Here is a 22,023-nt window from a genome sequence, read left to right on the forward strand (position 1 = left end):
TCGTTTCAACGGTATTGCAGGAAGACGTTCTCACGTCCGAACTGGTCACGCAGCGCCTGAATCAGGCCATCGGCGGGGTCGATCGACCACTCGTCGCCGAACTGCAGCATGGCCTTGGCATCGCTGCCGGTGTACTCGAGCGTGATCGGGCAACCGCCGCGATGACGGGTGATCAGCTCGCCCAGCCAGGCCAGGCGATCGCCCTTGAGCGCTTCGTGGGCGATCTTCAGGCGCAGGCTTTCGGCCAGTTTGGTGCGGGCATCCTCCATGGTCATCACCTGCTTGACGCGCAGGCGCAGGCCGCCGGAGAAGTCGTCGTTGCTGACCTCGCCTTCGACCACCACCATGGCGTCAGTCTGCAGCAGCGCCTGGGCCGCCATGAAGGCATCGGCGAACAACGAAGCCTCGATGCGACCGGAGCGGTCGTCGAGGGTGACGAAGCCCATCTTGTCACCCTTCTTGTTCTTCATCACCCGTAGGGCAATGATCATCCCCGCGATGGTCTGGGTCTCGCGCGAAGGCTTGAGGTCGACGATGCGCTGACGAGCGAAACGGCGGATCTCGGTTTCGTACTCATCGATCGGATGACCGGTGAGATACAACCCGAGGGTGTCCTTTTCGCCTTTCAGCCGCTCCTTGAGCGTGAGCTCGCGGACCTTGCGGTGGTTGGCATAGACATCGGAGTCTTCCTCGACGAACAGCCCACCGAACAGGTCGATATGCCCGCTGTCAGCGGTGCGGGCGGTCTGCTCGGCCGACTTGATCGCCTCCTCGAGCGCCGACAGCAGCACCGCGCGGTTGCGGTCGATGTTGGCCTGATAGGCCTTGATCTCGTCATGGAAGTGCGGGCCCAGGCGATCGAGCGCACCGCTGCGAATCAGCGCATCGAGGGTACGCTTGTTGATGCGCTTGAGGTCGACGCGCTCGCAGAAGTCGAACAGGTCCTTGAACGGTCCACCTTCGGCGCGTGCCTCGACGATCGCCTCCACCGGGCCTTCACCCACCCCCTTGATCGCACCCAGGCCGTAGACGATACGACCGTCGTTGTTGACGGTGAACTTGAAGTCGGAGAAGTTCACGTCCGGCGCGTCGAGGCGCAACTTCATGCTGCGCACTTCCTCGACCAGCACCACCACCTTGTCGGTGTTGTGCATATCCGCCGACAACACCGCAGCCATGAACGGCGCCGGGTAGTGGGTCTTGAGCCAAGCGGTCTGGTACGACACCAGGCCATAGGCCGCGGAGTGAGACTTGTTGAAGCCGTAACCTGCGAATTTCTCTACCAGATCAAAGATGTTACCGGCCAGGTCCGCGTCGATGTTGTTGGCCACGCAGCCTTCGATGAAACCGCCGCGTTGCTTGGCCATTTCCTCGGGCTTCTTCTTGCCCATCGCCCGGCGGAGCATGTCGGCGCCACCCAGGGTGTAGCCGGCCATCACCTGGGCGATCTGCATCACCTGTTCCTGGTACAGGATGATGCCGTAGGTGGGGGCCAGTACCGGCTTGAGGCCTTCATACTGGTAATCGGAGTGCGGGTAGGCCAGCTCCGCGCGGCCGTGCTTGCGGTTGATGAAGTCATCCACCATGCCCGACTGCAGCGGACCGGGGCGGAACAAGGCCACCAGTGCGATGAGGTCTTCCAGGCAGTCGGGCTTGAGCTTCTTGATCAGCTCTTTCATGCCGCGCGATTCAAGCTGGAACACCGCCGTGGTTTCGGCCTTCTGCAACAGCTCGTAGGTCTTGCGGTCGTCCAGCGGGATGAAGTCGATGTTGACGTCGGGCAGGTTTTTCTTTTTCTGCTCGCGGTTGATGATCTCCATCGCCCACTTGATGATCGTCAGTGTCCGCAGGCCGAGGAAGTCGAACTTCACCAGGCCGGCAGCCTCGACGTCGTCCTTGTCGAACTGGGTCACCAGGCCGCCGCCCTCTTCGTCACAGGCGATCGGCGAGAAATCGGTGAGTTTGGTCGGCGCGATCACCACGCCACCGGCGTGCTTGCCGGTACCGCGAGTGACCCCCTCGAGCTTGAGGGCCATGTCCCAGATCTCGCGAGCGTCTTCGTCGCCCTTGAGGAAGTCGCGCAGGATCTCTTCCTGCTCGTAGGCCTTCTCCAGGGTCATGCCCACTTCGAACGGGATCATCTTCGACAGGCGATCGGCCAGGCCGTAGGACTTGCCCTGCACACGCGCCACGTCACGCACCACCGCCTTCGCGGCCATGGTGCCGAAGGTGATGATCTGGCTCACCGCATTGCGCCCGTAGGCCTCGGCCACGTAGTCGATCACCCGGTCGCGACCATCCATGCAGAAGTCGACGTCGAAGTCGGGCATGGAAATACGTTCAGGGTTGAGGAAGCGCTCGAACAGCAGGTCGTAGGCCAGCGGGTCGAGGTCGGTGATCTTCAGTACGTAGGCCACCAGCGAGCCAGCACCCGAACCCCGCCCCGGGCCCACCGGCACGTCGTTGTTCTTGGCCCACTTGATGAAGTCCATAACGATCAGGAAGTAACCGGGGAAGCCCATCTGGATGATGATATCCAGCTCGAACTTCAGGCGGTCCAAGTAGACCTGGCGCTTCTCTTCGTAATTGGGGGTGGTCTCTTTCGGCCAGAGCACGGCCAGACGCTCTTCCAGGCCCTCGTAGGAGACGTGGCGCAGGTAGTCGTCGATGCCCATGCCGTTGGGCGTCGGAAAGTCGGGGAGGAAGTACTTGCCCAACTGCACCGTGATGTTGCAGCGCTTGGCGATCTCGACGGTGTTGGCGATGGCGTCCGGCAGGTCGCTGAACAGCTCGGCCATCTCCTCGGGCGACTTGAGGTACTGCTGGTCGCTGTAGGCGCGTGGGCGCCGCGGGTCGTCCAGGGTCCAGCCCTCGCCGATGCAGACGCGGGTCTCGTGGGCATCGAAGTCGGACTGTTTGATGAAGCGCACATCGTTGGTCGCCACCAGCGGCGCGCCGACCTTGTCGGCGAGGGCAACGGCAGCATGCAGGTATTCTTCGTCGCCCGCCCGGTTGGTGCGCTGCACTTCCACATAGAAGCGCTCCGGCAGCATCTGCATCCAGTCGCGCAACAGGGCCTCGGCCTCGTCGGTACGACCGGAGAGCAGCGCCATGCCGATATCGCCCTCACGCGCCGCGGACAGGCCGATCAAGCCCTCGCTGGCGGGCGCGATCCATTCGCGCTGGATGATCACCAGGCCGTTGCGCTGGCCGTCGGTCCAGCCCTTGGAGATCAGCTCGGTCAGGTTGCGATAGCCCTGGGGATTCATCGCCAGGAAGCAGATGCGCGACAGCGGTGCCTCCGGATCGGCACCGGCCAGCCACAGGTCGGCGCCGCAGATCGGTTTGATCCCTGCGCCCATGGCGGTCTTGTAGAACTTCACCAGCGAGCACATGTTGCTCTGGTCGGTGATCGCCACCGCCGGCATGTTCATTCCAGCCAGGGCCTTGGCCAGCGGCTTGATCCGCACCAGGCCGTCGACGAGGGAGAACTCGGAGTGCACGCGGAGGTGAACGAAGGAGACCGACATTGAAGATCCTGTGGCAATGCTGAACGACAAGGGCGGGATTGTAGCGTAATTAGCCAGAATGTTTTGGGGCCGCATAGCGGCCCCGACAGATCAGATCAGCGTACTGGAAAGCCCTTCACGGACCTCCCACGCAGCCCTCACTGGTGCGAACGAACGCCGATGGATGGGCGTAGGCCCCAGTCGCGCCAGGGCTTCGAGGTGCAACGGTGTCGGGTAGCCCTTGTGCCCGCCGATGCCGTAGCCCGGATAGATCAGCTCGAAGGCGCTCATCTCGCGGTCACGCGTGACCTTCGCCAGGATCGAAGCGGCAGCGATGGCCGGCACCTGGGAATCGCCCTTGACCACCGGCGCTGCTGGCACCGACAGTTTCGGGCAGCGGTTGCCATCGATCAACGCCAGTTTCGGCGTGACGCTCAACCCTTCCACCGCACGCTGCATCGCCAGCATGGTGGCCTGCAGGATATTCAGCTGGTCGATCTCGACGACCGTGGCACGAGCGACACAGAAGGCCAGGGCCTTTTCGCAGATTTCGTCGAACAGCAGCTCGCGACGCGCCTCGGTAAGCTTCTTCGAGTCGTTCAGACCCAGGATCGGCCGCTGCGGATCAAGGATCACCGCTGCAGTGACCACGTCACCGCACAGTGGGCCACGCCCGACTTCGTCGACACCCGCGACCAGGTCTTCGACCAGGTTGAAATCAAGTCCCATCTGCATGTCATCGATCCTTCAACAATGCCAGCACCGCGTCGGCAGCCTGGTTCGAGGCGTCGCGGCGCAGGGTGCGGTGAATCTGATCGAAGCTATCGGTCTGCTCGCTACCGCCCACCACCAAGGGCGCGAGCGTGGTTGCCAGCGCTTCGGGCGTTGCGGCGTCCTGCAGCAACTCGGGGACCAGCAAACGCCGGGCCAGCAGGTTGGGCAGCGACACGTAGGGGCTCTTGACCATGCGCTTGAGAATCCAGAAGGTCAGCGGCGCAAGACGATAGGCGACAACCATCGGGCGCTTGTACAACAACGCTTCGAGAGTTGCGGTGCCCGAAGCGATCAGCACCGCGTCGCAGGCGGCCAGTGCCTGGTGCGACTGACCGTCGAGCAGGGTCAACGGCAGTTCGCGCCCCTGCAGCATCTGCTCGAGCTGCGCACGACGCGCCGGACTGGCACAGGGTGAAACGAAACGCACACCGGGCACCAACGCCTGCAAGCGCTTGGCAGTATCGAGGAACAACTCGCCAAGGCGCCCCACTTCGCCGCCGCGACTGCCCGGCATCAAGGCTACCAGCGGTCCATCGCCCAATCCCAGCGAAGCACGTGCCCCAGCACGATCGGCCTCCAGCGGGATAGTGTCAGCCAACGGGTGGCCGACGAAGCGTACCGGTACACCCTTTTCTTCGTAGAATTTCGCTTCGAAGGGCAACAGCGTCAGCATCAGGTCGCAGCCTTCGCGGATCTTCAGCACCCGCTTCTGCCGCCAGGCCCAGACCGACGGGCTGACGTAATGCACGGTCTTGATCCCGGCCTGACGCAACTTCAATTCGATGTTGAGGGTGAAATCCGGGGCGTCGATGCCGATGAACACGTCGGGCTTCTCGGCGATCAGTGTCTGGATCAGGTCCTTGCGCCGCTTGAGCAGTTCACGCAGGCGCCCAAGCACCTCGACCAGCCCCATCACCGCCAGGCGCTCCATGGGGAAGTACGACTGCATGCCCTCGGCTTCCATCAACGGACCACCGACGCCAATGAAGCGGACATCGGGATGGCGCGCCTTGAGCGCGCGCATCAGGCCGGAACCGAGGATATCGCCGCTGGCCTCACCGGCGACCAGCGCTACGCAAAGCGACGCCATGTCAGCGGGTGATGCCACGGGCAGAATTGAGGATCGACTGGCGGAACAATTCGACCTCCGGGTGCTGCCCGGCCAGTTCGTCCAGTTCCTTGATCGCCTCTTCCACGGTCAACCCCTGGCGATAGACGATCTTGTAGGCACGGCGCAAGTCATGAATGACCTCATCGCTGAAACCGCGACGGCGCATACCTTCAAAGTTCATGCTGCGCGCCTCGGCCGGACTGCCGAACACCGTGACGAACGCCGGAACATCTTTGCCGATCGCCGTGCCCATGCCAGAGAACGCGTGAGCGCCGATATGGCAGTACTGGTGCACCAGGGTATAGCCGGACAGGATCGCCCAGTCGCCCACATGCACATGACCGGCCAGCGCAGTATTGTTGACCAGGATGCAATGGTTGCCGATCACGCTGTCATGACCGATATGGGCATAGGCCATGATCAGGTTGTGATCGCCAAGCGTGGTTTCCGAACGGTCCTGCACAGTGCCGCGGTGAATGGTGACACCTTCGCGGATCACGTTGTGATCGCCGATCACCAGGCGCGTCGGCTCACCCTTGTACTTGAGGTCAGGTGTGTCTTCGCCGATGGAACTGAACTGATAAATGCGGTTGTGCCTGCCAATCCGGGTAGGCCCCTTGAGCACTACATGCGGACCGATGACGGTGCCCTCCCCGATTTCGACATCGGGGCCTACGATCGACCAAGGGCCGACCTCGACGCCGTCAGCCAGCCTGGCCGACGGATCGATGATCGCCCGCGGATCAATCGAACTCATAGGGAGCGTTCCGCGCAGGTGATCTCGGCCGAGCAGACGGCCTTGCCGTCGACCAGAGCACGGCACTCGAACTTCCAGATCATGCTCTTGCGGCTGAGGAACTTGGCCTCCAGCACGAGCTGGTCACCCGGCAGCACTGGCTGGCGGAAACGCAGCTTGTCGGAGCCGACGAAGTAGTAAAGAGTGCCATCGGCAGGCTTCGCATCGAGCATCTTGAAGCCGAGAATCCCGGCCGCCTGGGCCATCGCCTCGATGATCAGCACGCCCGGCATGATAGGGTGCGCCGGGAAATGGCCATTGAAGAACGGCTCGTTGATGCTGACATTCTTGTAGGCACGAATGCTCTGGGCCTCGAAGTCCAGCTCCGTGACCCGGTCCACCAGCAGGAACGGGTAACGGTGAGGCAGGTATTCGCGAATCTCGTTGATGTCCATCATTTCGGGGGGAAGCCTGTAATAAGAATAGGGAGCGCAGGTGCTGACCACACGCTCCTTTTGCAGTCCAAAGAGGAGCCAGCTAGCGACTGTTCACTCTTGCTCAGGAAATGGTATCAGCCTTCTGATGCCGGCTGGCCACCTGAGGTCACGGTCTCGACGCGTTTTTCCAGTTGCTGCAGACGCTTGGACATCTCGTCGAGCTGACGTATACGTGCTGCGCTCTTGCGCCAATCGGCCAACGGCTGCATGGCAGTACCGGAAGAATAGCCGCCCGGCTCGGTGATCGAGCGGGTGACCATGGTCATGCCGGAGACGAAGACGTTGTCGCAAACATCAATATGACCGACCATGCCGACGCCACCCGCGATCATGCAGTGCTTGCCGATGCGCGTGCTGCCGGAAATCCCGACGCAAGCCGCCATCGCGGTATGGTCGCCGATCTGCACGTTGTGGGCGATCTGAATCTGGTTGTCGAGCTTGACGCCATTGCCGATTCGCGTGTCCGAGAGCGCGCCACGGTCCACAGCCGTGTTGACACCGATTTCCACATCGTCACCGAGCGTCACGCCGCCGATCTGGGCAATCTTCTGCCACACACCTTTCTCGTTGGCGAAACCGAAGCCTTCACCACCGATCACCGCACCCGACTGAATGACGACACGCTTGCCGATCGTGACATCGTGGTACAGCGTCACACGCGGGGCAAGCCAGCCACCTTCACCGATGATGCAGCGGGCACCGACAAAGCAATGCGCGCCAACGGTCACGTTCGCACCGATGCACGCACCGCTTTCGATGACCGCGAACGGCCCGATGCTGGCGCTGGCATCCACCTGGGCGTCGTCGGCTACCACGGCGCTGGGATGAACTCCCGCCACAGCCTTGGGCTTTGGATCGAACAGGTGAGAAATACGGGCGTAGGCCAGGTAGGGATCGGGAACGATCAGCGCATTGCCGGTGAAGCCTTCGGCATCCTCGGCCTTGATCAGTACCGCTGCCGCCTGGCTGTCATCCAGGAATTTGCGGTACTGACGATTGGCGAGGAAGCTCAACTGCCCCGGACCGGCTTCCTGCAAGGTGGCCAGTCCGGTGATTTCAAGCGACTCGGGGCCACTGAGCGTGGCCCCGAGGGTCTCGGCCAACTGACCGAGCGTCATGGTTACGGTCATATCAACGCGCTTGGTTCATGCGCTCGATGACCTGGCGGGTGATGTCATACTGAGGCTTGACATCGATTACCGCACCACGCTCGAGCACCAGGTCGAAACCACCTTTCTTGATGACTTCCTCGACGGCACCGTCGAGCTTGGGCTTGAGCTGCTTGAGCATATCGCGGTCAGCAACGGCCTTGGCTTCGTTCAGTTCCTTGGACTGGAACTGGAAGTCACGGGCTTTTTGCTTGAACTCGAGCTCCAGGCGCTCACGCTCCTGCTGCTGCATCTTGTCGCCACCCTTGATCAGTCGATCCTGGATGCCCTTGGCGCTGCTTTCGAGAGTTTTCAGCTGGTTCAGTTGAGGACCGAACTTCTTCTCGGCATCGACAGCGTACTTTTTGGCGGCGTCGGATTCGAGCAGCGCCATCTGGTAGTTCAGAACGGCAATCTTCATTTCGGCGAAAGCCGGGGTGGCGACCAGCGCCGCGGCCACTACGGCCAGTTGAGTCAACTTACGCACGATGCACTCCTGGATAAACCGTTGTCGTTAAGCAAGGGCCAAGCTTAGAAAGTCTGGCCCAGAGAGAATTGGAACACCTGGGTGTCGGCGTCGTCCGGTTTCTTGATCGGCATCGCCAGGCTGAAGCTCAACGGGCCCAGCGCGGTAATCCAGGTCACGCCCAGGCCGACGGAGCTGGCCATGTCGGAGAAACCGACCTTCGCGCAGTCAGGCTTGGAGCCGCAGTTGGTGTCGAACACGTTACCCACATCCCAGAAGACCGAGGTACGCAGCGAACGCTGGTCCTTGACGAACGGCAGCGGGAACAACAGCTCGACACCGCCCTGTACGAGAACGTTACCACCGAACGGCAGCGGGTCCTGGTCCGGGTCACGAATGGTACCCGGATTGGTGCCCTGGCTCGGCGTACTGCGTGGGCCGAGGCTGCTGTCCTTGAAGCCGCGCACAGAGTTGAAGCCACCCGCATAATAGTTCTCGTAGAACGGCAGGCCCGAGGTGCCGCCGAAACCATCACCATAGCCCAGCTCAGTGTGCAGGCGCAGGGTGTAGTCGTTGCTCAGTGGCTTGAACAGCTGGCCGCGGTAGTCGAGCTTGTAGAACGACAGGTCGCTGCCCGGTACGGTGGTTTCCAGGGTCAGGCTTTGCGAGTGACCACGGGTTGCCAGCACGCCCTTGTTCAGGGTCGATTCGGACCAGCCGATCGACGCCTTGAAGTTCAGGAAGTTGTCGCCTTCCTGGTCGAGGAACTTGAAGATCTCGTCGACGGTGTAGCGACCGGTCTTGATCTTGTCCTGCTGGACGGTCAGGCCGTAGGTCAGGCGCGAGGTCTCGCTGATCGGGTAGCCCAGGCTGACGCCGGCACCGAGGCTGTCTACCGCATAGCTCGCCACGTCGACGTCGAGGTCGTCGTAGTTGGTGCTGCGGTAGAAGGCGTTGTAGCCCAGGCTCACGCCGTCGGCAGTGAAGTAGGGGTCAACGAAGCCGAAGTTGTATCGGGTCTGGTATTCGCTTCGGGTCAGGCCGATGGACACCTTGTTACCGGTACCCAGGAAGTTGCTCTGGCTGATCGAACCACCCAGGATCAGGCCCGCACTCTGGGCGAAGCCGACGCTGGCGGTGATCGAACCGGAAGCCTGCTCCTCGACCGCATAGTTGACGTCGACCTGGTCGTCGGTGCCTGGCACCGGCGGCGTCTCGACGTTGACTTCCTTGAAAAAGCCCAGGCGCTCGAGGCGGGTCTTGGACTGGTCGATGAGATAAGTGGATGCCCACCCACCTTCCATCTGACGCATCTCGCGACGCAGCACCTCGTCTTCGGTCTTGGTGTTGCCGCGATAGTTGATGCGGTTGACGTAGGCACGCTTGCCCGGATCGACGACGAACATGATGTCGACGGTGTGATCCTGGTCGTTCGGTTGCGGCACGCCGTTGACGTTGGCGAAGGTGTAGCCTTCGTTACCCAGTCGACGGGTGATCAGGTCGGAGGTGGTAGTCATCACCTTGCGCGAGAAGACCTGGCCAGGTTGTACCAGCAGCAGCGACTTGACCTGATCTTCCGGCACTTTCAGGTCACCGGAAAGCTTCACGTCACGGACGGTGTACTTCTCGCCCTCGTTGACGTTGACGGTGATGTAGACGTGCTTCTTGTCCGGGGTGATCGATACCTGGGTGGACGCGATGTCCATGTTGATGTAGCCACGGTCCAGGTAGTAGGAACGCAGACGCTCCAGGTCACCGGAGAGCTTTTCACGGGCGTACTTGTCGTCGTTCTTGAAGAACGACAGCCAGTTGGTGGTTTTCAGTTCGAAGAGCTGGGAGAGGTCTTCATCGCTGAACACGGTGTTGCCCACCACGTTGATGTGCTGGATCGCCGCGACGGTACCTTCGTTGATCTTGATCTTCAGGCCGACACGGTTGCGTGGCTGCGGCACGACCTCGGCATCGACCTCGGCCGAATAGCGGCCCTGGGCCACGTACTGGCGCTGCAGTTCGTTACGCACGCCCTCGAGCGTGGCACGCTGGAAGATCTCGCCCTCGGCCAGGCCGGACTGCTTCAGGCCTTTCATCAGGTCTTCGGTACTGATCGCCTTGTTGCCCTCGATCTCGATGCTCGACACCGATGGGCGCTCGACCACGTTGATGATCAGGACATTGCCGTCGCGATCCAGCTGGATGTCCTGGAAGAAACCGGTCTTGAACAGCGAGCGAGTCGACTCCACCAGGCGGCGGTCATCGACCTGGTCGCCTACGTTCAACGGCAACGCGCCGAACACGCTGCCGGCGGAAACCCGCTGCAGGCCGTTGACACGAATATCAGAGATGGTGAAGGACTCGGCGTGAACTTCAGCGATCATCAGTGCGGAGAGGACCGCAGTTAGCAGCAGACGTTTCATGAAGTCCTTTTATTCCAACTGGCAATAAACAACCCGCCACCGCAGCACGGCGGCAGGTTCGCAATAGAGCGAAGCGTTAAAGTCGACCCAGATCGTTGATCAGGGCGAGCAACATCACCCCAATGACCAAACTGATACCGATCTGGACCCCCCAACCTTGCACCCGATCAGAGAGCGGACGACCGCGCGCCCACTCGATCAGGTAGAACAGCAAATGCCCCCCATCCAGTACCGGGATGGGCAGCAGGTTCAGAACCCCCAGGCTTATGCTCAGGTAGGCCAGGAAATTCAGGAAATCCCCAACGCCCGACTGGGCTGAAGCGCCCGCCACTTTAGCAATGGTTATCGGTCCGCTCAAGTTTTTTACCGAGAGCTCCCCGAACAGCATTTTCTTCAGCGATTCAAGGGTCAGGACGCTCATGTTCCAAGTACGCGAGAGCCCCTCACCGACTGCTTCCAGCGGCCCATAGCTGACCTCTCGGAGCATGTTCGCAGGCCACTCGGCGCCTTTCACCCCAGCGCCCAGATAGCCTCCGGAGGCCTGCCCTTCCCCTTTGCGGGCCAGCGTCACAGGCAACTCCAGCTGTGCGCCATCACGCTCGATACGCAACTGCACCTTCGCGTCGGGGCGAGCCCTGACAGCGTCTACCACCTGCTGCCAGTCGCCCAGTGCAACGCCATCGAGCGCCAGGAGTTTATCGCCGCTCTTCAGCCCGGCTGCAGCGGCCGGTCCCTTGGGGTCGATTTCGGCGAGCACCGGGCTCACCGCCGGCCGCCAGGGACGCAGCCCCAGGGACTGGATCGGGTCGGGCTCATCGGCGCCCTTGAGCCATTGGTTCAGGCGGATCTCGTGCTGGCGCTCCAGCGTGCCGCCATCATCGCGCACACCTACCCGCAGGCTGCCGCTCTCGCCGAGGCGGCGCACCAGCTGCAGATTGACTGCAGACCAGCCACTGGTCGGCTTGCCATCGATAGAAACAATTTCCTGGCCTGCCACAAGACCTGCAGATGCCGCCAGGCTGCCAGACTCGACCGCTCCGATGACCGGACGCACCTGCTGACTGCCAAGCATGGCGACCACCCAGAAGAACAGGATGGCGAGGAGGAAATTGGCAATAGGGCCTGCGGCAACGATAGCGATGCGCTGCCCAACCGATTTGCGATTGAAGGATTGATCGACAAGCGCCGGCGGTACCTCGCCTTCGCGCTCGTCGAGCATCTTGACGTAGCCGCCCAGCGGAATCGCCGCGACGACGAACTCGGTGCCATGGCGATCGTGCCAGCGCACCAGCGGCGTGCCGAACCCCACAGAGAAGCGCAGGACTTTCACCCCGCACTTGCGTGCCACCCAGAAGTGGCCGAATTCGTGAAACGTGACCAATACACCCAGAGCCACCAGGGTGCCGATAATCATGTAGAGCGCAGTCATATCCATCTCCGAATGACGTTCAGCCAAGCCTGGGGCCGATGGGAAATCAGCGGCCGTGGCGCCTCAACCACTCCCGGGACAGCTCCCGGGCCCGCTGGTCGGCGGCGAACACCGAATCCAGCGAAGGCAACGGCACTACCGGCTCCTGCTCGAGCACCTGTTCGATCATACCCGCGATTTCCGGGAAGCGGATACGCCGCTGGAGAAATGCCTCGACCGCCACCTCGTTGGCGGCATTGAGCACCGCCGGCGCGCTATTGCCCGCTTCCGCAGCTTCTCGCGCCAGGCGCAGGCAGGGGAACCGCTGCTCGTCGGGCGCCTGGAAATCCAGACGGGCGACCGCGAACAGGTCCAGCGGCGCAACCCCGGAATCGATCCGCTCAGGCCATGCCAGGGCATTGGCGATCGGCGTGCGCATGTCCGGGTTGCCCAACTGCGCCAACACCGAACCATCCACATAGTCGACCAGCGAATGGATCACGCTTTGCGGATGCACCACCACCTCGACCTTGGCTGGCGCAGCATCAAACAGCCAGCAGGCCTCGATCAGCTCGAGCCCTTTGTTCATCATGCTTGCCGAGTCGACCGAAATCTTGCGCCCCATCGACCAGTTCGGATGAGCGCAGGCCTGCTCCGGCGTGACATCCATCAACGCCTTCGCCGAGGTTTCACGGAAGGGCCCGCCAGACGCCGTCAGCAGGATACGACGTACCCCCACTTGCGCCAGGCCGCGAGCATAGTCGCCGGGCAAGCACTGGAAGATGGCATTGTGCTCGCTGTCGATCGGCAGCAGCACTGCACCACTGGTGCGCACCGCCTCCATGAACAGCGCGCCGGACATCACCAGCGCCTCCTTGTTGGCCAGCAGCACCTTCTTGCCGGCCTGCACCGCCGCCAAGGTCGGACGCAGACCGGCAGCGCCGACGATGGCAGCCATCACGGTGTCCACTTCGCTGGCAGACGCAACCTGGCAGAGCCCTGCTTCGCCTTCCAGCACCTCGGTGGTGCTGCCCGCCGCCGCCAGCCCTTCACGCAGGCGGGCGACCGAATCGACGTCCGGCACCACCGCATACGCCGGCCGATGACGCAGGCACAGGGCCAGCAATTCATCCAGACGCGAATAGCCGCTCAGGGCAAACACCTGGTAGCGCTCGGGGTGGCGGGCGATCACATCCAGCGTGCTCAGGCCGATCGACCCGGTCGCACCGAGTACGGTAATCCGCTGCGGATGACTCACATCACACCCCATTCGGCCGCCCAGAGCAGCACGGCGAACATCGGGATCGCCGCGGTCAGGCTGTCAATGCGATCAAGCACGCCGCCGTGGCCGGGCAGCAGGTTACTGCTGTCCTTGATGCCTTCACGACGCTTGAACATGCTTTCGGTCAGGTCGCCAACCACCGACGACATGACCACGATCACCGCGCCGACCAGGCCAAGCAGCAACTGCCCCAGCCCCCAGTCGCGCACGAGCCCGACCACCAAGGTGATCAACAGGCTCACGGCCATGCCGCCATACACGCCCTCCCAGCTCTTGCCGGGGCTGACGTGCGGCGCCAGCTTGCGCTTGCCAAAGGCACGGCCAGAGAAATATGCACCGATGTCGGCAGCCCAGACCAGTACCATCACCGCCAGGATCAAGCCATTGCCCAACGGCCAGTGCTTGAGCAGCAACAAACCTTGCCAGGCGGGCAACAACACCAGCAGACCGATCAGCAGACGGCAAGCGGCACTGCTCCACAACTCAGCGCTGCGTGGGTAGGTGAGCACCAGCCAGGTGGCCAATCCCCACCAGATCACCGACGCCCCCAGCACCCAGGGTGCAAGGTCCGGCATGAGGTAGAGCACCATCAGCGCTCCAGCGACCACGGCGGCATAGGCGATGCGCAATGGCTGGGCCATCAACCCGGCCAGACGCGCCCACTCCCAGGCACCAAGGGTCACCACGAAACCGATGAACAGGGCGAAATCCGCTCCGTTGAGCAGGAAGAAACCGCCCAGCGCGATCGGCAACAGGATCAGCGCAGTAATGATGCGTTGTTTAAGCATTAAGCACGAGCTCCAGCCTCGACCTGCTCGCTGGTCTTACCGAAGCGGCGCTGGCGCGAAGCGAAATCGGCCAGTGCACTACGCATGGCCTCGTGTTTGAAGTCCGGCCAGTACAGGTCGGAGAAATACAACTCGGCGTAGGCCAACTGCCACAACAGGAAGTTGCTGATGCGGTGTTCGCCACCGGTGCGGATGCACAGGTCGGGCAACGGCAGGTCACCCGTGGCAAGGCAGGTCTGCAGCAGACCGGGCGTGATGTCGTCCGGGCGCAGATGGCCGGCCTGGACTTCGCGCGCCAGGCGCTGGGCGGCCTGGGCGATATCCCACTGACCGCCGTAATTGGCAGCGATCTGCAGGATGAAGCGATCGTTGCCGGCAGTCAGCGCCTCGGCCTCTCGCATCGCCGCCTGCAGCTCCGGATGGAAGCGCGAACGGTCACCGATGATGCGCAGGCAGATGTTGTTGTCGTTCAGGCGCTTGGCCTCGCGGCGCAAGGCCGAGAAGAACAGCTCCATCAACGCACCCACCTCATCGGCCGGACGCTGCCAGTTCTCGCTGGAGAAGGCGAAGAGCGTGAGCACTTCGACCTTGGCCTCGGCGCAGACCTCGATCACCGCACGCACCGCATCGACGCCGGCCTTGTGCCCGGCAACGCCAGGCAGCAGGCGCTTTTTCGCCCAGCGGTTGTTGCCGTCCATGATGATAGCGACGTGACGCGGCACCGACGAGGGTGCCGCCTGCTTGGTCTTTTCCATGAAAAAGTCCTGGCCTCAGACGGCCATCAGGTCCTTTTCCTTGGCTTTGAACGCAGCATCGACTTCCGCCACGAACTTGTCGGTCAGCTTCTGGATCTCGTCAGCTGCACGACGTTCTTCGTCTTCGCTGATTTCCTTGTCCTTGGTCAGCTTCTTCAGATCAGCCAATGCATCGCGACGCACGTTGCGCACGGCAACCTTGGCGTCCTCGGCAACGCCGCTGGCCTGCTTGGTGTAGCCCTTGCGGGTTTCCTCGGTCAGGGCCGGCATCGGCACGCGAATGGTGGTACCGGCGCTCGATGGGTTCAGGCCCAGGTCGGAGATCAGGATGGCCTTCTCGATCGCGGCGCTGAGGTTCTTGTCGTGGGCGACGATCTTCAGGGTACGGGCATCCTCGACGGTGATCGCGGCCACCTGGTTCAGCGGCATCTCGCTACCCCAGGCAGGGACCTTGACGCCGTCCAGGATGCTTGGGTGGGCGCGACCGGTGCGGATCGCTGCCAGGTTGCGGGCCAGCGCCTCGAGGGACTTGCCCATGCGCTCCTGCGCGTCTTTCTTGATGTCGTTGATCATGCTTCGCCTTCCTCGATCAAAGTACCTTCAGCGCCACCCACCACGATGTTCAGCAGGGCGCCAGGCTTGTTCATGTTGAATACCCGCAATGGCATCTTGTGGTCGCGGCACAGGCAGATTGCGGTCAGGTCCATGACACCGAGCTTGCGATCCAGCACCTCGTCGTAGGTGAGGTGGTCGAACTTCTCGGCATGCGGATCCTTGAATGGGTCGGCAGTGTACACACCATCGACCTTGGTCGCCTTCAGCACCACGTCGGCATCGATTTCGATGGCACGCAGGCAGGCTGCGGAGTCGGTGGTGAAGAACGGATTGCCGGTACCGGCGGAGAAAATTACCACATCCCCGGAGTTGAGGTGGCGAATAGCTTTGCGACGATCGTAATGATCGGTGACGCCAACCATGGAGATGGCGGACATGACCAGTGCCGGGATGTTCGAGCGCTCCAGCGCATCGCGCATGGCCAGTGCGTTCATCACGGTGGCCAGCATGCCCATATGGTCGCCCGTGACGCGGTCCATGCCGGCTGCACTGAGCGCGGCGCCGCGGAACAGGTTACCACCACCGATCACCAGGCCGACCTGGACACCGATACCGACCAGCTGGCCGACTTCCAGGGCCATGCGGTCCAGCACCTTCGGGTCGATCCCGAAGTCTTCCGAGCCCATCAGGGCCTCGCCGCTAAGTTTGAGCAAAATGCGTTTATAGCGAGGTTGGCGACCACTCACCTGCTGAGCCATTGCGAGTCTCTCCTGCGGCGTACTTTTAGAAAATTCCGTGCGGGCTGTGTGCAGCCTGCTAACTGTAGCGTGGCACTGCTTCAGTGCCAGCGCACAGGGCCAGATAAACCCTTGCGCGCTTTGACAAAGAGGCTGCGCGCGTGAGCGGGCAGCCTCTTTGGGGCGACAGACGAGTCCGTCTTACTGCTTGGCGGCAGCGACCTGGGCGGCAACTTCGGCAGCGAAGTCGTCAACAGGTTTCTCGATGCCTTCGCCAACCTTGAAGTAGGTGAAGGAGACGATTTCAGCACCGGCTTTCTTGGCCAGATCGCCGACCTTGACTTCCGGGTTCATGACGAAGGCCTGCTCTTTCAGCGAGGCTTCTGCCTTGAACTTGGTGATACGGCCGTTGATCATGTTCTCGACGATGTTTTCCGGCTTACCAGCGATCTTGTCGGCGTTCAGCTGCAGGAAGACACCCTTCTCGCGCTCGATGGCCTCGGCGGAGATTTCCGACGAATCCAGGAACTCAGGGTTCGAAGCTGCAACGTGCATGGCGATGTTCTTGGCCAGCTCTACGTCACCGCCTTTCAGAACGACGGCAGCGCCGATCTTGTTGCCGTGCAGGTAGGCACCGACCACGTCGCCTTCGACGCGAGCCAGACGACGGATGTTGACGTTCTCGCCGCACTTGGCGACCAGGGCTTCACGAGCAGCTTCACGCGAGGCGATCAGCGGAGCGGCATCGGTCAGCTTCTGGGCGAAGGCTTCTTCCAGGCTTTCGGCGACGAAGTTCTTGAAGTCGTCTTGCAGGGCCAGGAAGTCGGTCTGCGAGTTCACTTCCAGCAGAACGGCGACCTTACCGTCGGTCTTGACGGCGATAGCGCCTTCAGCGGCAACGTTGCCAGCCTTCTTGGCGGCCTTGATGGCGCCCGAGGCACGCATGTCGTCAATGGCTTTCTCGATGTCGCCGCCGGCCTTTTCCAGGGCCTTTTTGCAATCCATCATGCCTTCGCCGGTACGCTCGCGCAGTTCTTTGACCAGCGCTGCAGTAATTGCTGCCATTTCAAAATCCTCTTGGAAAGTTTTTCAACCATTCCACCCGTTCATCACGGGCGTTCAATTCTGGAAATCCACTGTCTTCACACCAGCGTCACACATGATGCGGCGTGCTTGCTGACAAGAGGATTTCAGGTGGCAAAAAGGGGGCCAAGCCCCCTTTTCGCGTGCCAAGTAGACGCCAGGCGTCAATTACTCAGCAGCTGGTGCCGCCGCTTCTTCAGCGTAGACTTCGGTACCGCCGGCAACGTTGTTGCGACCGCGGATGACGGCGTCAGCCATCGAAGTCATGTACAGCTCGATGGCGCGGATTGCGTCGTCGTTGCCTGGGATCACGAAGTCAACGCCTTCCGGGCTGCTGTTGGTATCAACAACGCCGATGACCGGGATGCCCAGCTTGTTGGCTTCGGTGATTGCAATGCGCTCGTGATCGACGTCGATGACGAACAGAGCATCAGGCAGACCGCCCATGTCCTTGATACCACCCAGGCTGCGATCCAGTTTTTCCAGGTCGCGCGAGCGCATCAGGGCTTCTTTCTTGGTCAGCTTGGCGAAGGTGCCATCTTCGGCCTGGGTTTCCAGGTCGCGCAGACGCTTGATCGAAGCACGGATGGTCTTGTAGTTGGTCAGCATGCCGCCCAACCAGCGGTGATCAACGTATGGCGAACCGCAACGAGCAGCTTGCTCGGCGACCAGTTTGCCAGCGGAACGCTTGGTGCCGACGAACAGGATCTTGTTCTTGCCCTGGGCCAGGCGCTCTACGAACGACAGAGCGTCGTTGAACATCGGCAGGGTTTTTTCCAGGTTGATGATGTGGATCTTGTTGCGCGCGCCGAAAATGTACTTGCCCATTTTCGGGTTCCAGTAACGGGTCTGGTGGCCGAAGTGCACACCGGCCTTCAGCATATCGCGCATGTTGACTTGGGACATGATAGTTCCTTGATAAGTCGGGTTGGGCCTCCACGTATCCCAATGACCAACCCATGGATCCTAAGATCCCGGGCACCCAGGCCATCGTGTCGACACGTGTGTGGGTTTGAGCTGACGGGGACCTCCCCGAAAGCGGCGCATTTTATACCACAGACAGAAGACGAACGGAACCCGCAAGGTGTTTCATCCGTCAGCGGCTTTTGCAGCGGTTCGACAATCGCGCCAGAATGCCTTCCATAGACCACCGGATCCGCGGTTTTCTCCCCACAGAACGCCGCCCTGCTCTGTTAGAATCCGGCCTTTCCCGTTTGTTGCGCGCCGCCCGGCGCCGTAGAGAGCCTGTAATGACCGTCACCATCAAGACCGCAGAAGACATCGAGAAGATGCGCATCGCCGGCCGCCTGGCCGCCGAAGTCCTCGAAATGATCGAAGAGCACGTCAAGCCTGGCGTGACCACCGAGGAACTCGACCGCCTGTGCCACGACTACATCGTCAACGTCCAGCAGGCGATCCCGGCACCGCTCAACTACAAGGGCTTCCCCAAGTCGATCTGCACCTCGATCAACCATGTGGTCTGCCACGGCATTCCCAACGAGAAGCCGCTCAAGGATGGCGACACCATCAACATCGACGTGACCGTGATCAAGGATGGCTACCACGGCGACACCAGCCGCATGTTCCATGTCGGCACCGTCGCGCCCTGGGCCGAACGCCTGTCCAAAGTCACGCAAGAGTGCCTGTACAAGGCCATCGAGCTCATCAAGCCTGGCTGCCGCCTGGGCGACATTGGCGAAGTGATCCAGAAACACGCTGAAAAGAACGGCTTCTCGGTGGTTCGCGAGTTCTGCGGCCATGGCATCGGCAAGGTCTTCCATGAAGAACCGCAGATCCTGCACTACGGCAAGGCCGGCACCGGCATGGAGCTGAAAGAAGGCATGACCTTCACCATCGAGCCCATGATCAACCAGGGCAAGGCCGACACCAAGGTGTTGGGCGATGGCTGGACCGCCATCACCAAGGATCGCAAGCTCTCGGCACAGTGGGAACATACGCTGGTGGTCACCGCCACGGGTTATGAAATCTTCACCCTGCGCAAAGACGACACCATTCCCCGTACCTCGGCGTAATTCAACTCAGGAAGGCGACTCGATGCCCCAGGTGGATCCAGAGCTGTTCGACCGTGGCCAGTTCCAGGCGGAACTGGCGCTCAAGGCAAGCCCCATCCCCGCCTTCAAGAAGGCTCTGCGCCAGGCAGCAGACGTCTTCGACAGACGCTTTCGCGAGGGTGTCGAGATCCGCAGCCTGATCGAGGACCGCGCCTGGTTCGTCGACAATATCCTGCAGCAGGCCTGGAACCAGTTCGACTGGGGCAATCCGGACGGCATTGCCCTGGTCGCGGTCGGCGGTTATGGCCGCGGCGAGCTGCACCCCTGGTCGGACATCGACCTGCTGATCCTGCTCGACCAGGCGGAACACGAGCAGTATCGCGACGCCATCGAGCGCTTCCTGACACTGCTGTGGGACATCGGCCTGGAGGTCGGTCAAAGCGTGCGCACGGTCGAGGAATGCGCCGAACAGGCGCGCGCCGACCTGACAGTGATCACCAACCTGATGGAAAGCCGCACCGTCGCCGGCCCCGAGACGCTGCGCGAGCGCATGCTGGAAGTCACCAGCACTGCGCACATGTGGCCGAGCAAGGAGTTCTTCCTGGCCAAGCGCGCCGAGCTCAAGGCACGGCACCACAAGTACAACGACACCGAGTACAACCTGGAGCCCAACGTCAAAGGTTCGCCAGGCGGCCTGCGCGACATCCAGACCGTACTCTGGGTTGCCCGCCGCCAGTACGGCACCCTCAACCTGCACGCGCTGGCGGGCGAAGGTTTTCTGCTGGAAAGCGAGAACGACCTGCTGGCCTCCTCGCAGGCCTTCCTCTGGCGCGTGCGCTACGCCCTGCACATGCTTGCCGGACGCGCCGAAGACCGCTTGCTGTTCGATCACCAGCGCAGTATCGCGGCGCTGCTCGGCTACAGCGATGAGAACCCCAAGCGCGCCATCGAGCAGTTCATGCAGCAGTACTACCGGGTGGTGATGAGCATCAGCCAGTTGTGCGACCTGATCATCCAGCACTTCGAGGAAGTGATCCTCGCTGACGACAACGGCAGCACCCAACCGCTGAACACGCGCTTTCGCCTGCATGATGGCTATATAGAGGCGGTCAATCCGAATGTCTTCAAGCGCACCCCGTTCGCCATGCTGGAGATCTTCGTGCTGATGGCCCAGCATCCGGAGATCAAGGGCGTACGCGCCGATACCGTGCGCCTTCTGCGCGAACATCGGCACCTGATCGACGACAAATTCCGCAACGATATCCGCAATACCAGCCTGTTCATCGAGCTGTTCAAGTGCGAGATCGGCATCCACCGCAACCTGCGGCGCATGAACCGCTATGGCATCCTCGGTCGCTACCTGCCGGAATTCGGCCTGATCGTCGGACAGATGCAGCATGACCTGTTCCACATCTATACGGTCGATGCGCACACGCTCAACCTCATCAAGCACCTGCGCAAACTGCAGTACACCCCGGTGTCGGAGAAATTCCCGCTGGCCAGCAAGCTCATGGGACGCCTGCCCAAGCCTGAGCTGATCTATCTCGCCGGCCTCTATCACGACATCGGCAAGGGTCGCCAGGGCGATCACTCCGAGCTCGGCGCGGTGGACGCGCAAGCCTTCTGCGAACGCCACCAGTTGCCGGCCTGGGACTCGCGCCTGATTGCCTGGCTGGTGCAGAGCCACCTGGTGATGTCCACCACGGCCCAGCGAAAGGACCTCTCCGACCCGCAGGTGATCAACGATTTCGCCCTGTTCGTCGGCGACGAAACCCGCCTGGACTACCTCTACGTGCTGACCGTGGCCGACATCAACGCCACCAACCCCAGCCTGTGGAACTCCTGGCGCGCCAGCCTGCTGCGCCAGCTCTACACCGAAACCAAGCGCGCGCTGCGCCGGGGCCTCGAAAACCCGCTGGACCGTGAAGAACAGATCCGCCAGACCCAGAGCGCGGCGCTGGACATTCTCGTGCGCGAAGGCACCGACCCGGACGATGTAGAGCAACTCTGGTCGCAGCTGGGCGACGACTATTTCCTCAAGCACACCGCAGCGGACGTGGCCTGGCACAGCGATGCAATACTTCAGCAGCCGGCCGATGGCGGTCCGCTGGTGCTGATCAAGGAAACCACCCAGCGCGAGTTCGAAGGCGGCACGCAGATCTTCATCTACGCGCCCGACCAGCACGATTTCTTCGCCGTGACCGTGGCGGCGATGTCGCAGCTCAACCTGAACATCCATGACGCCCGCATCATTACCTCCAGCAGCCAGTTCACCCTCGACACCTACATCGTGCTCGACAACGACGGCGGCTCGATCGGTGACAACCCGCAGCGGGTCAAGCAGATACGCGAAGGGCTGACCGAGGCACTGCGCAATCCCGAGGATTACCCGACCATCATCCAGCGACGCGTGCCGCGCCAGCTCAAGCACTTCAACTTCGCGCCGCAGGTGACCATCCTCAACGACGCCCAGCGCCCGGTGACCATCCTCGAGATCACGGCCCCCGACCGGCCCGGCCTGCTGGCGCGCCTGGGACGGATCTTCCTGGAGTTCGACCTGTCGCTGCAGAACGCCAAGATCGCCACCCTCGGCGAGCGCGTGGAAGACGTGTTCTTCATCACCGATGCCGACAACCAGCCGCTCTCCGACCCGCAACTGTGCAGCCGCCTGCAGGAAGCCATCGTCGAACAGTTGCAGGCCGGCCAGTCCAGCGATACCAGCCCCACCCGCGTGACCTTCTGACGATT

General features: G+C 61.9%; 18 protein-coding genes. 2 read left to right on the forward strand and 16 right to left on the reverse strand.

The genetic code is table 11. The annotated features are described in order from the left end of the window. Window positions 1-5: 5 nt before the first annotated feature. From dnaE to rpsB, 16 genes are all read right to left on the reverse strand, one after another. Entirely contained in the window at window positions 6-3,530 is a 3,525-nt protein-coding gene (dnaE, locus tag F6X62_RS07420; protein WP_153773124.1) for a DNA polymerase III subunit alpha, read from the reverse strand. A 90-nt stretch (window positions 3,531-3,620) separates the two neighbouring features. Beyond that, on the reverse strand, window positions 3,621-4,244 hold the full coding sequence (rnhB, locus tag F6X62_RS07425; protein WP_054891068.1) for a ribonuclease HII: 624 nt from the start codon (window positions 4,242-4,244) through the stop codon (window positions 3,621-3,623). Window position 4,245: 1 nt separating this feature from the next. Beyond that, on the reverse strand, window positions 4,246-5,373 hold the full coding sequence (gene lpxB, locus F6X62_RS07430; protein ID WP_153773257.1) for a lipid-A-disaccharide synthase: 1,128 nt from the start codon (window positions 5,371-5,373) through the stop codon (window positions 4,246-4,248). Between the two features lies 1 nt (window position 5,374). Next, a complete protein-coding gene (lpxA, locus tag F6X62_RS07435) occupies window positions 5,375-6,151 on the reverse strand; it encodes an acyl-ACP--UDP-N-acetylglucosamine O-acyltransferase (protein WP_054891070.1) in 777 nt (258 codons plus the stop codon). Beyond that, window positions 6,148-6,588, reverse strand: coding sequence for a 3-hydroxyacyl-ACP dehydratase FabZ (gene fabZ / locus F6X62_RS07440; protein ID WP_054891071.1), 441 nt, complete (start codon window positions 6,586-6,588; stop codon window positions 6,148-6,150). The genes lpxA and fabZ overlap by 4 nt, the downstream gene beginning before the upstream one ends. Before the next feature lie 113 nt (window positions 6,589-6,701). Beyond that, window positions 6,702-7,757 (reverse strand): UDP-3-O-(3-hydroxymyristoyl)glucosamine N-acyltransferase, encoded by a 1,056-nt coding sequence (gene lpxD, locus F6X62_RS07445; RefSeq protein ID WP_153773125.1) that lies wholly within the window; start codon window positions 7,755-7,757, stop codon window positions 6,702-6,704. Window position 7,758: 1 nt separating this feature from the next. Beyond that, window positions 7,759-8,262 (reverse strand): OmpH family outer membrane protein, encoded by a 504-nt coding sequence (locus F6X62_RS07450; protein ID WP_054891073.1) that lies wholly within the window; start codon window positions 8,260-8,262, stop codon window positions 7,759-7,761. A gap of 44 nt (window positions 8,263-8,306) precedes the next feature. Further along, complete coding sequence (gene bamA, locus F6X62_RS07455) at window positions 8,307-10,655, reverse strand: outer membrane protein assembly factor BamA (RefSeq protein WP_054891074.1); 2,349 nt, start codon at window positions 10,653-10,655, stop codon at window positions 8,307-8,309. Between the two features lie 76 nt (window positions 10,656-10,731). Continuing rightward, a complete protein-coding gene (gene rseP, locus F6X62_RS07460) occupies window positions 10,732-12,084 on the reverse strand; it encodes an RIP metalloprotease RseP (protein WP_153773126.1) in 1,353 nt (450 codons plus the stop codon). A gap of 46 nt (window positions 12,085-12,130) precedes the next feature. Next, on the reverse strand, window positions 12,131-13,321 hold the full coding sequence (gene ispC, locus F6X62_RS07465) for a 1-deoxy-D-xylulose-5-phosphate reductoisomerase (RefSeq protein ID WP_054891076.1): 1,191 nt from the start codon (window positions 13,319-13,321) through the stop codon (window positions 12,131-12,133). Next, entirely contained in the window at window positions 13,318-14,133 is an 816-nt protein-coding gene (locus F6X62_RS07470) for a phosphatidate cytidylyltransferase (protein WP_054891077.1), read from the reverse strand. The genes ispC and F6X62_RS07470 overlap by 4 nt, the downstream gene beginning before the upstream one ends. Beyond that, window positions 14,133-14,888, reverse strand: coding sequence for a polyprenyl diphosphate synthase (uppS, locus tag F6X62_RS07475; protein ID WP_054891078.1), 756 nt, complete (start codon window positions 14,886-14,888; stop codon window positions 14,133-14,135). Before uppS ends, F6X62_RS07470 begins: the two co-directional genes overlap by 1 nt. 15 nt (window positions 14,889-14,903) lie before the next feature. Next, on the reverse strand, window positions 14,904-15,461 hold the full coding sequence (frr, locus tag F6X62_RS07480; protein WP_153773127.1) for a ribosome recycling factor: 558 nt from the start codon (window positions 15,459-15,461) through the stop codon (window positions 14,904-14,906). Next, window positions 15,458-16,201, reverse strand: coding sequence for a UMP kinase (gene pyrH, locus F6X62_RS07485; protein ID WP_023381972.1), 744 nt, complete (start codon window positions 16,199-16,201; stop codon window positions 15,458-15,460). Before pyrH ends, frr begins: the two co-directional genes overlap by 4 nt. 180 nt (window positions 16,202-16,381) lie before the next feature. Next, window positions 16,382-17,245 (reverse strand): translation elongation factor Ts, encoded by an 864-nt coding sequence (tsf, locus tag F6X62_RS07490; protein ID WP_063545921.1) that lies wholly within the window; start codon window positions 17,243-17,245, stop codon window positions 16,382-16,384. Between the two features lie 186 nt (window positions 17,246-17,431). Continuing rightward, window positions 17,432-18,169 carry a 30S ribosomal protein S2 gene (gene rpsB, locus F6X62_RS07495; RefSeq protein WP_054891081.1) on the reverse strand — a complete coding sequence of 246 codons (738 nt, stop codon included), beginning with the start codon at window positions 18,167-18,169 and terminating at the stop codon, window positions 17,432-17,434. 344 nt (window positions 18,170-18,513) lie between these two features. Here rpsB and map point away from each other — a divergent pair, with 344 nt between their 5' ends. Together map and F6X62_RS07505 are read left to right on the forward strand one after the other, a co-directional pair. Continuing rightward, entirely contained in the window at window positions 18,514-19,296 is a 783-nt protein-coding gene (gene map / locus F6X62_RS07500) for a type I methionyl aminopeptidase (RefSeq protein WP_054891082.1), read from the forward strand. Window positions 19,297-19,318: 22 nt separating this feature from the next. Further along, the gene (locus F6X62_RS07505; protein ID WP_153773128.1) at window positions 19,319-22,018 is read left to right on the forward strand and encodes a [protein-PII] uridylyltransferase; all 2,700 of its coding nucleotides are present in this window, start codon (window positions 19,319-19,321) and stop codon (window positions 22,016-22,018) included. The last annotated feature ends 5 nt before the right edge of the window (window positions 22,019-22,023 follow it).

Origin of the sequence: Pseudomonas sp. MNR3A (assembly GCF_009650575.1) — a bacterium.
Lineage (GTDB): Bacteria > Pseudomonadota > Gammaproteobacteria > Pseudomonadales > Pseudomonadaceae > Aquipseudomonas > Aquipseudomonas machongensis.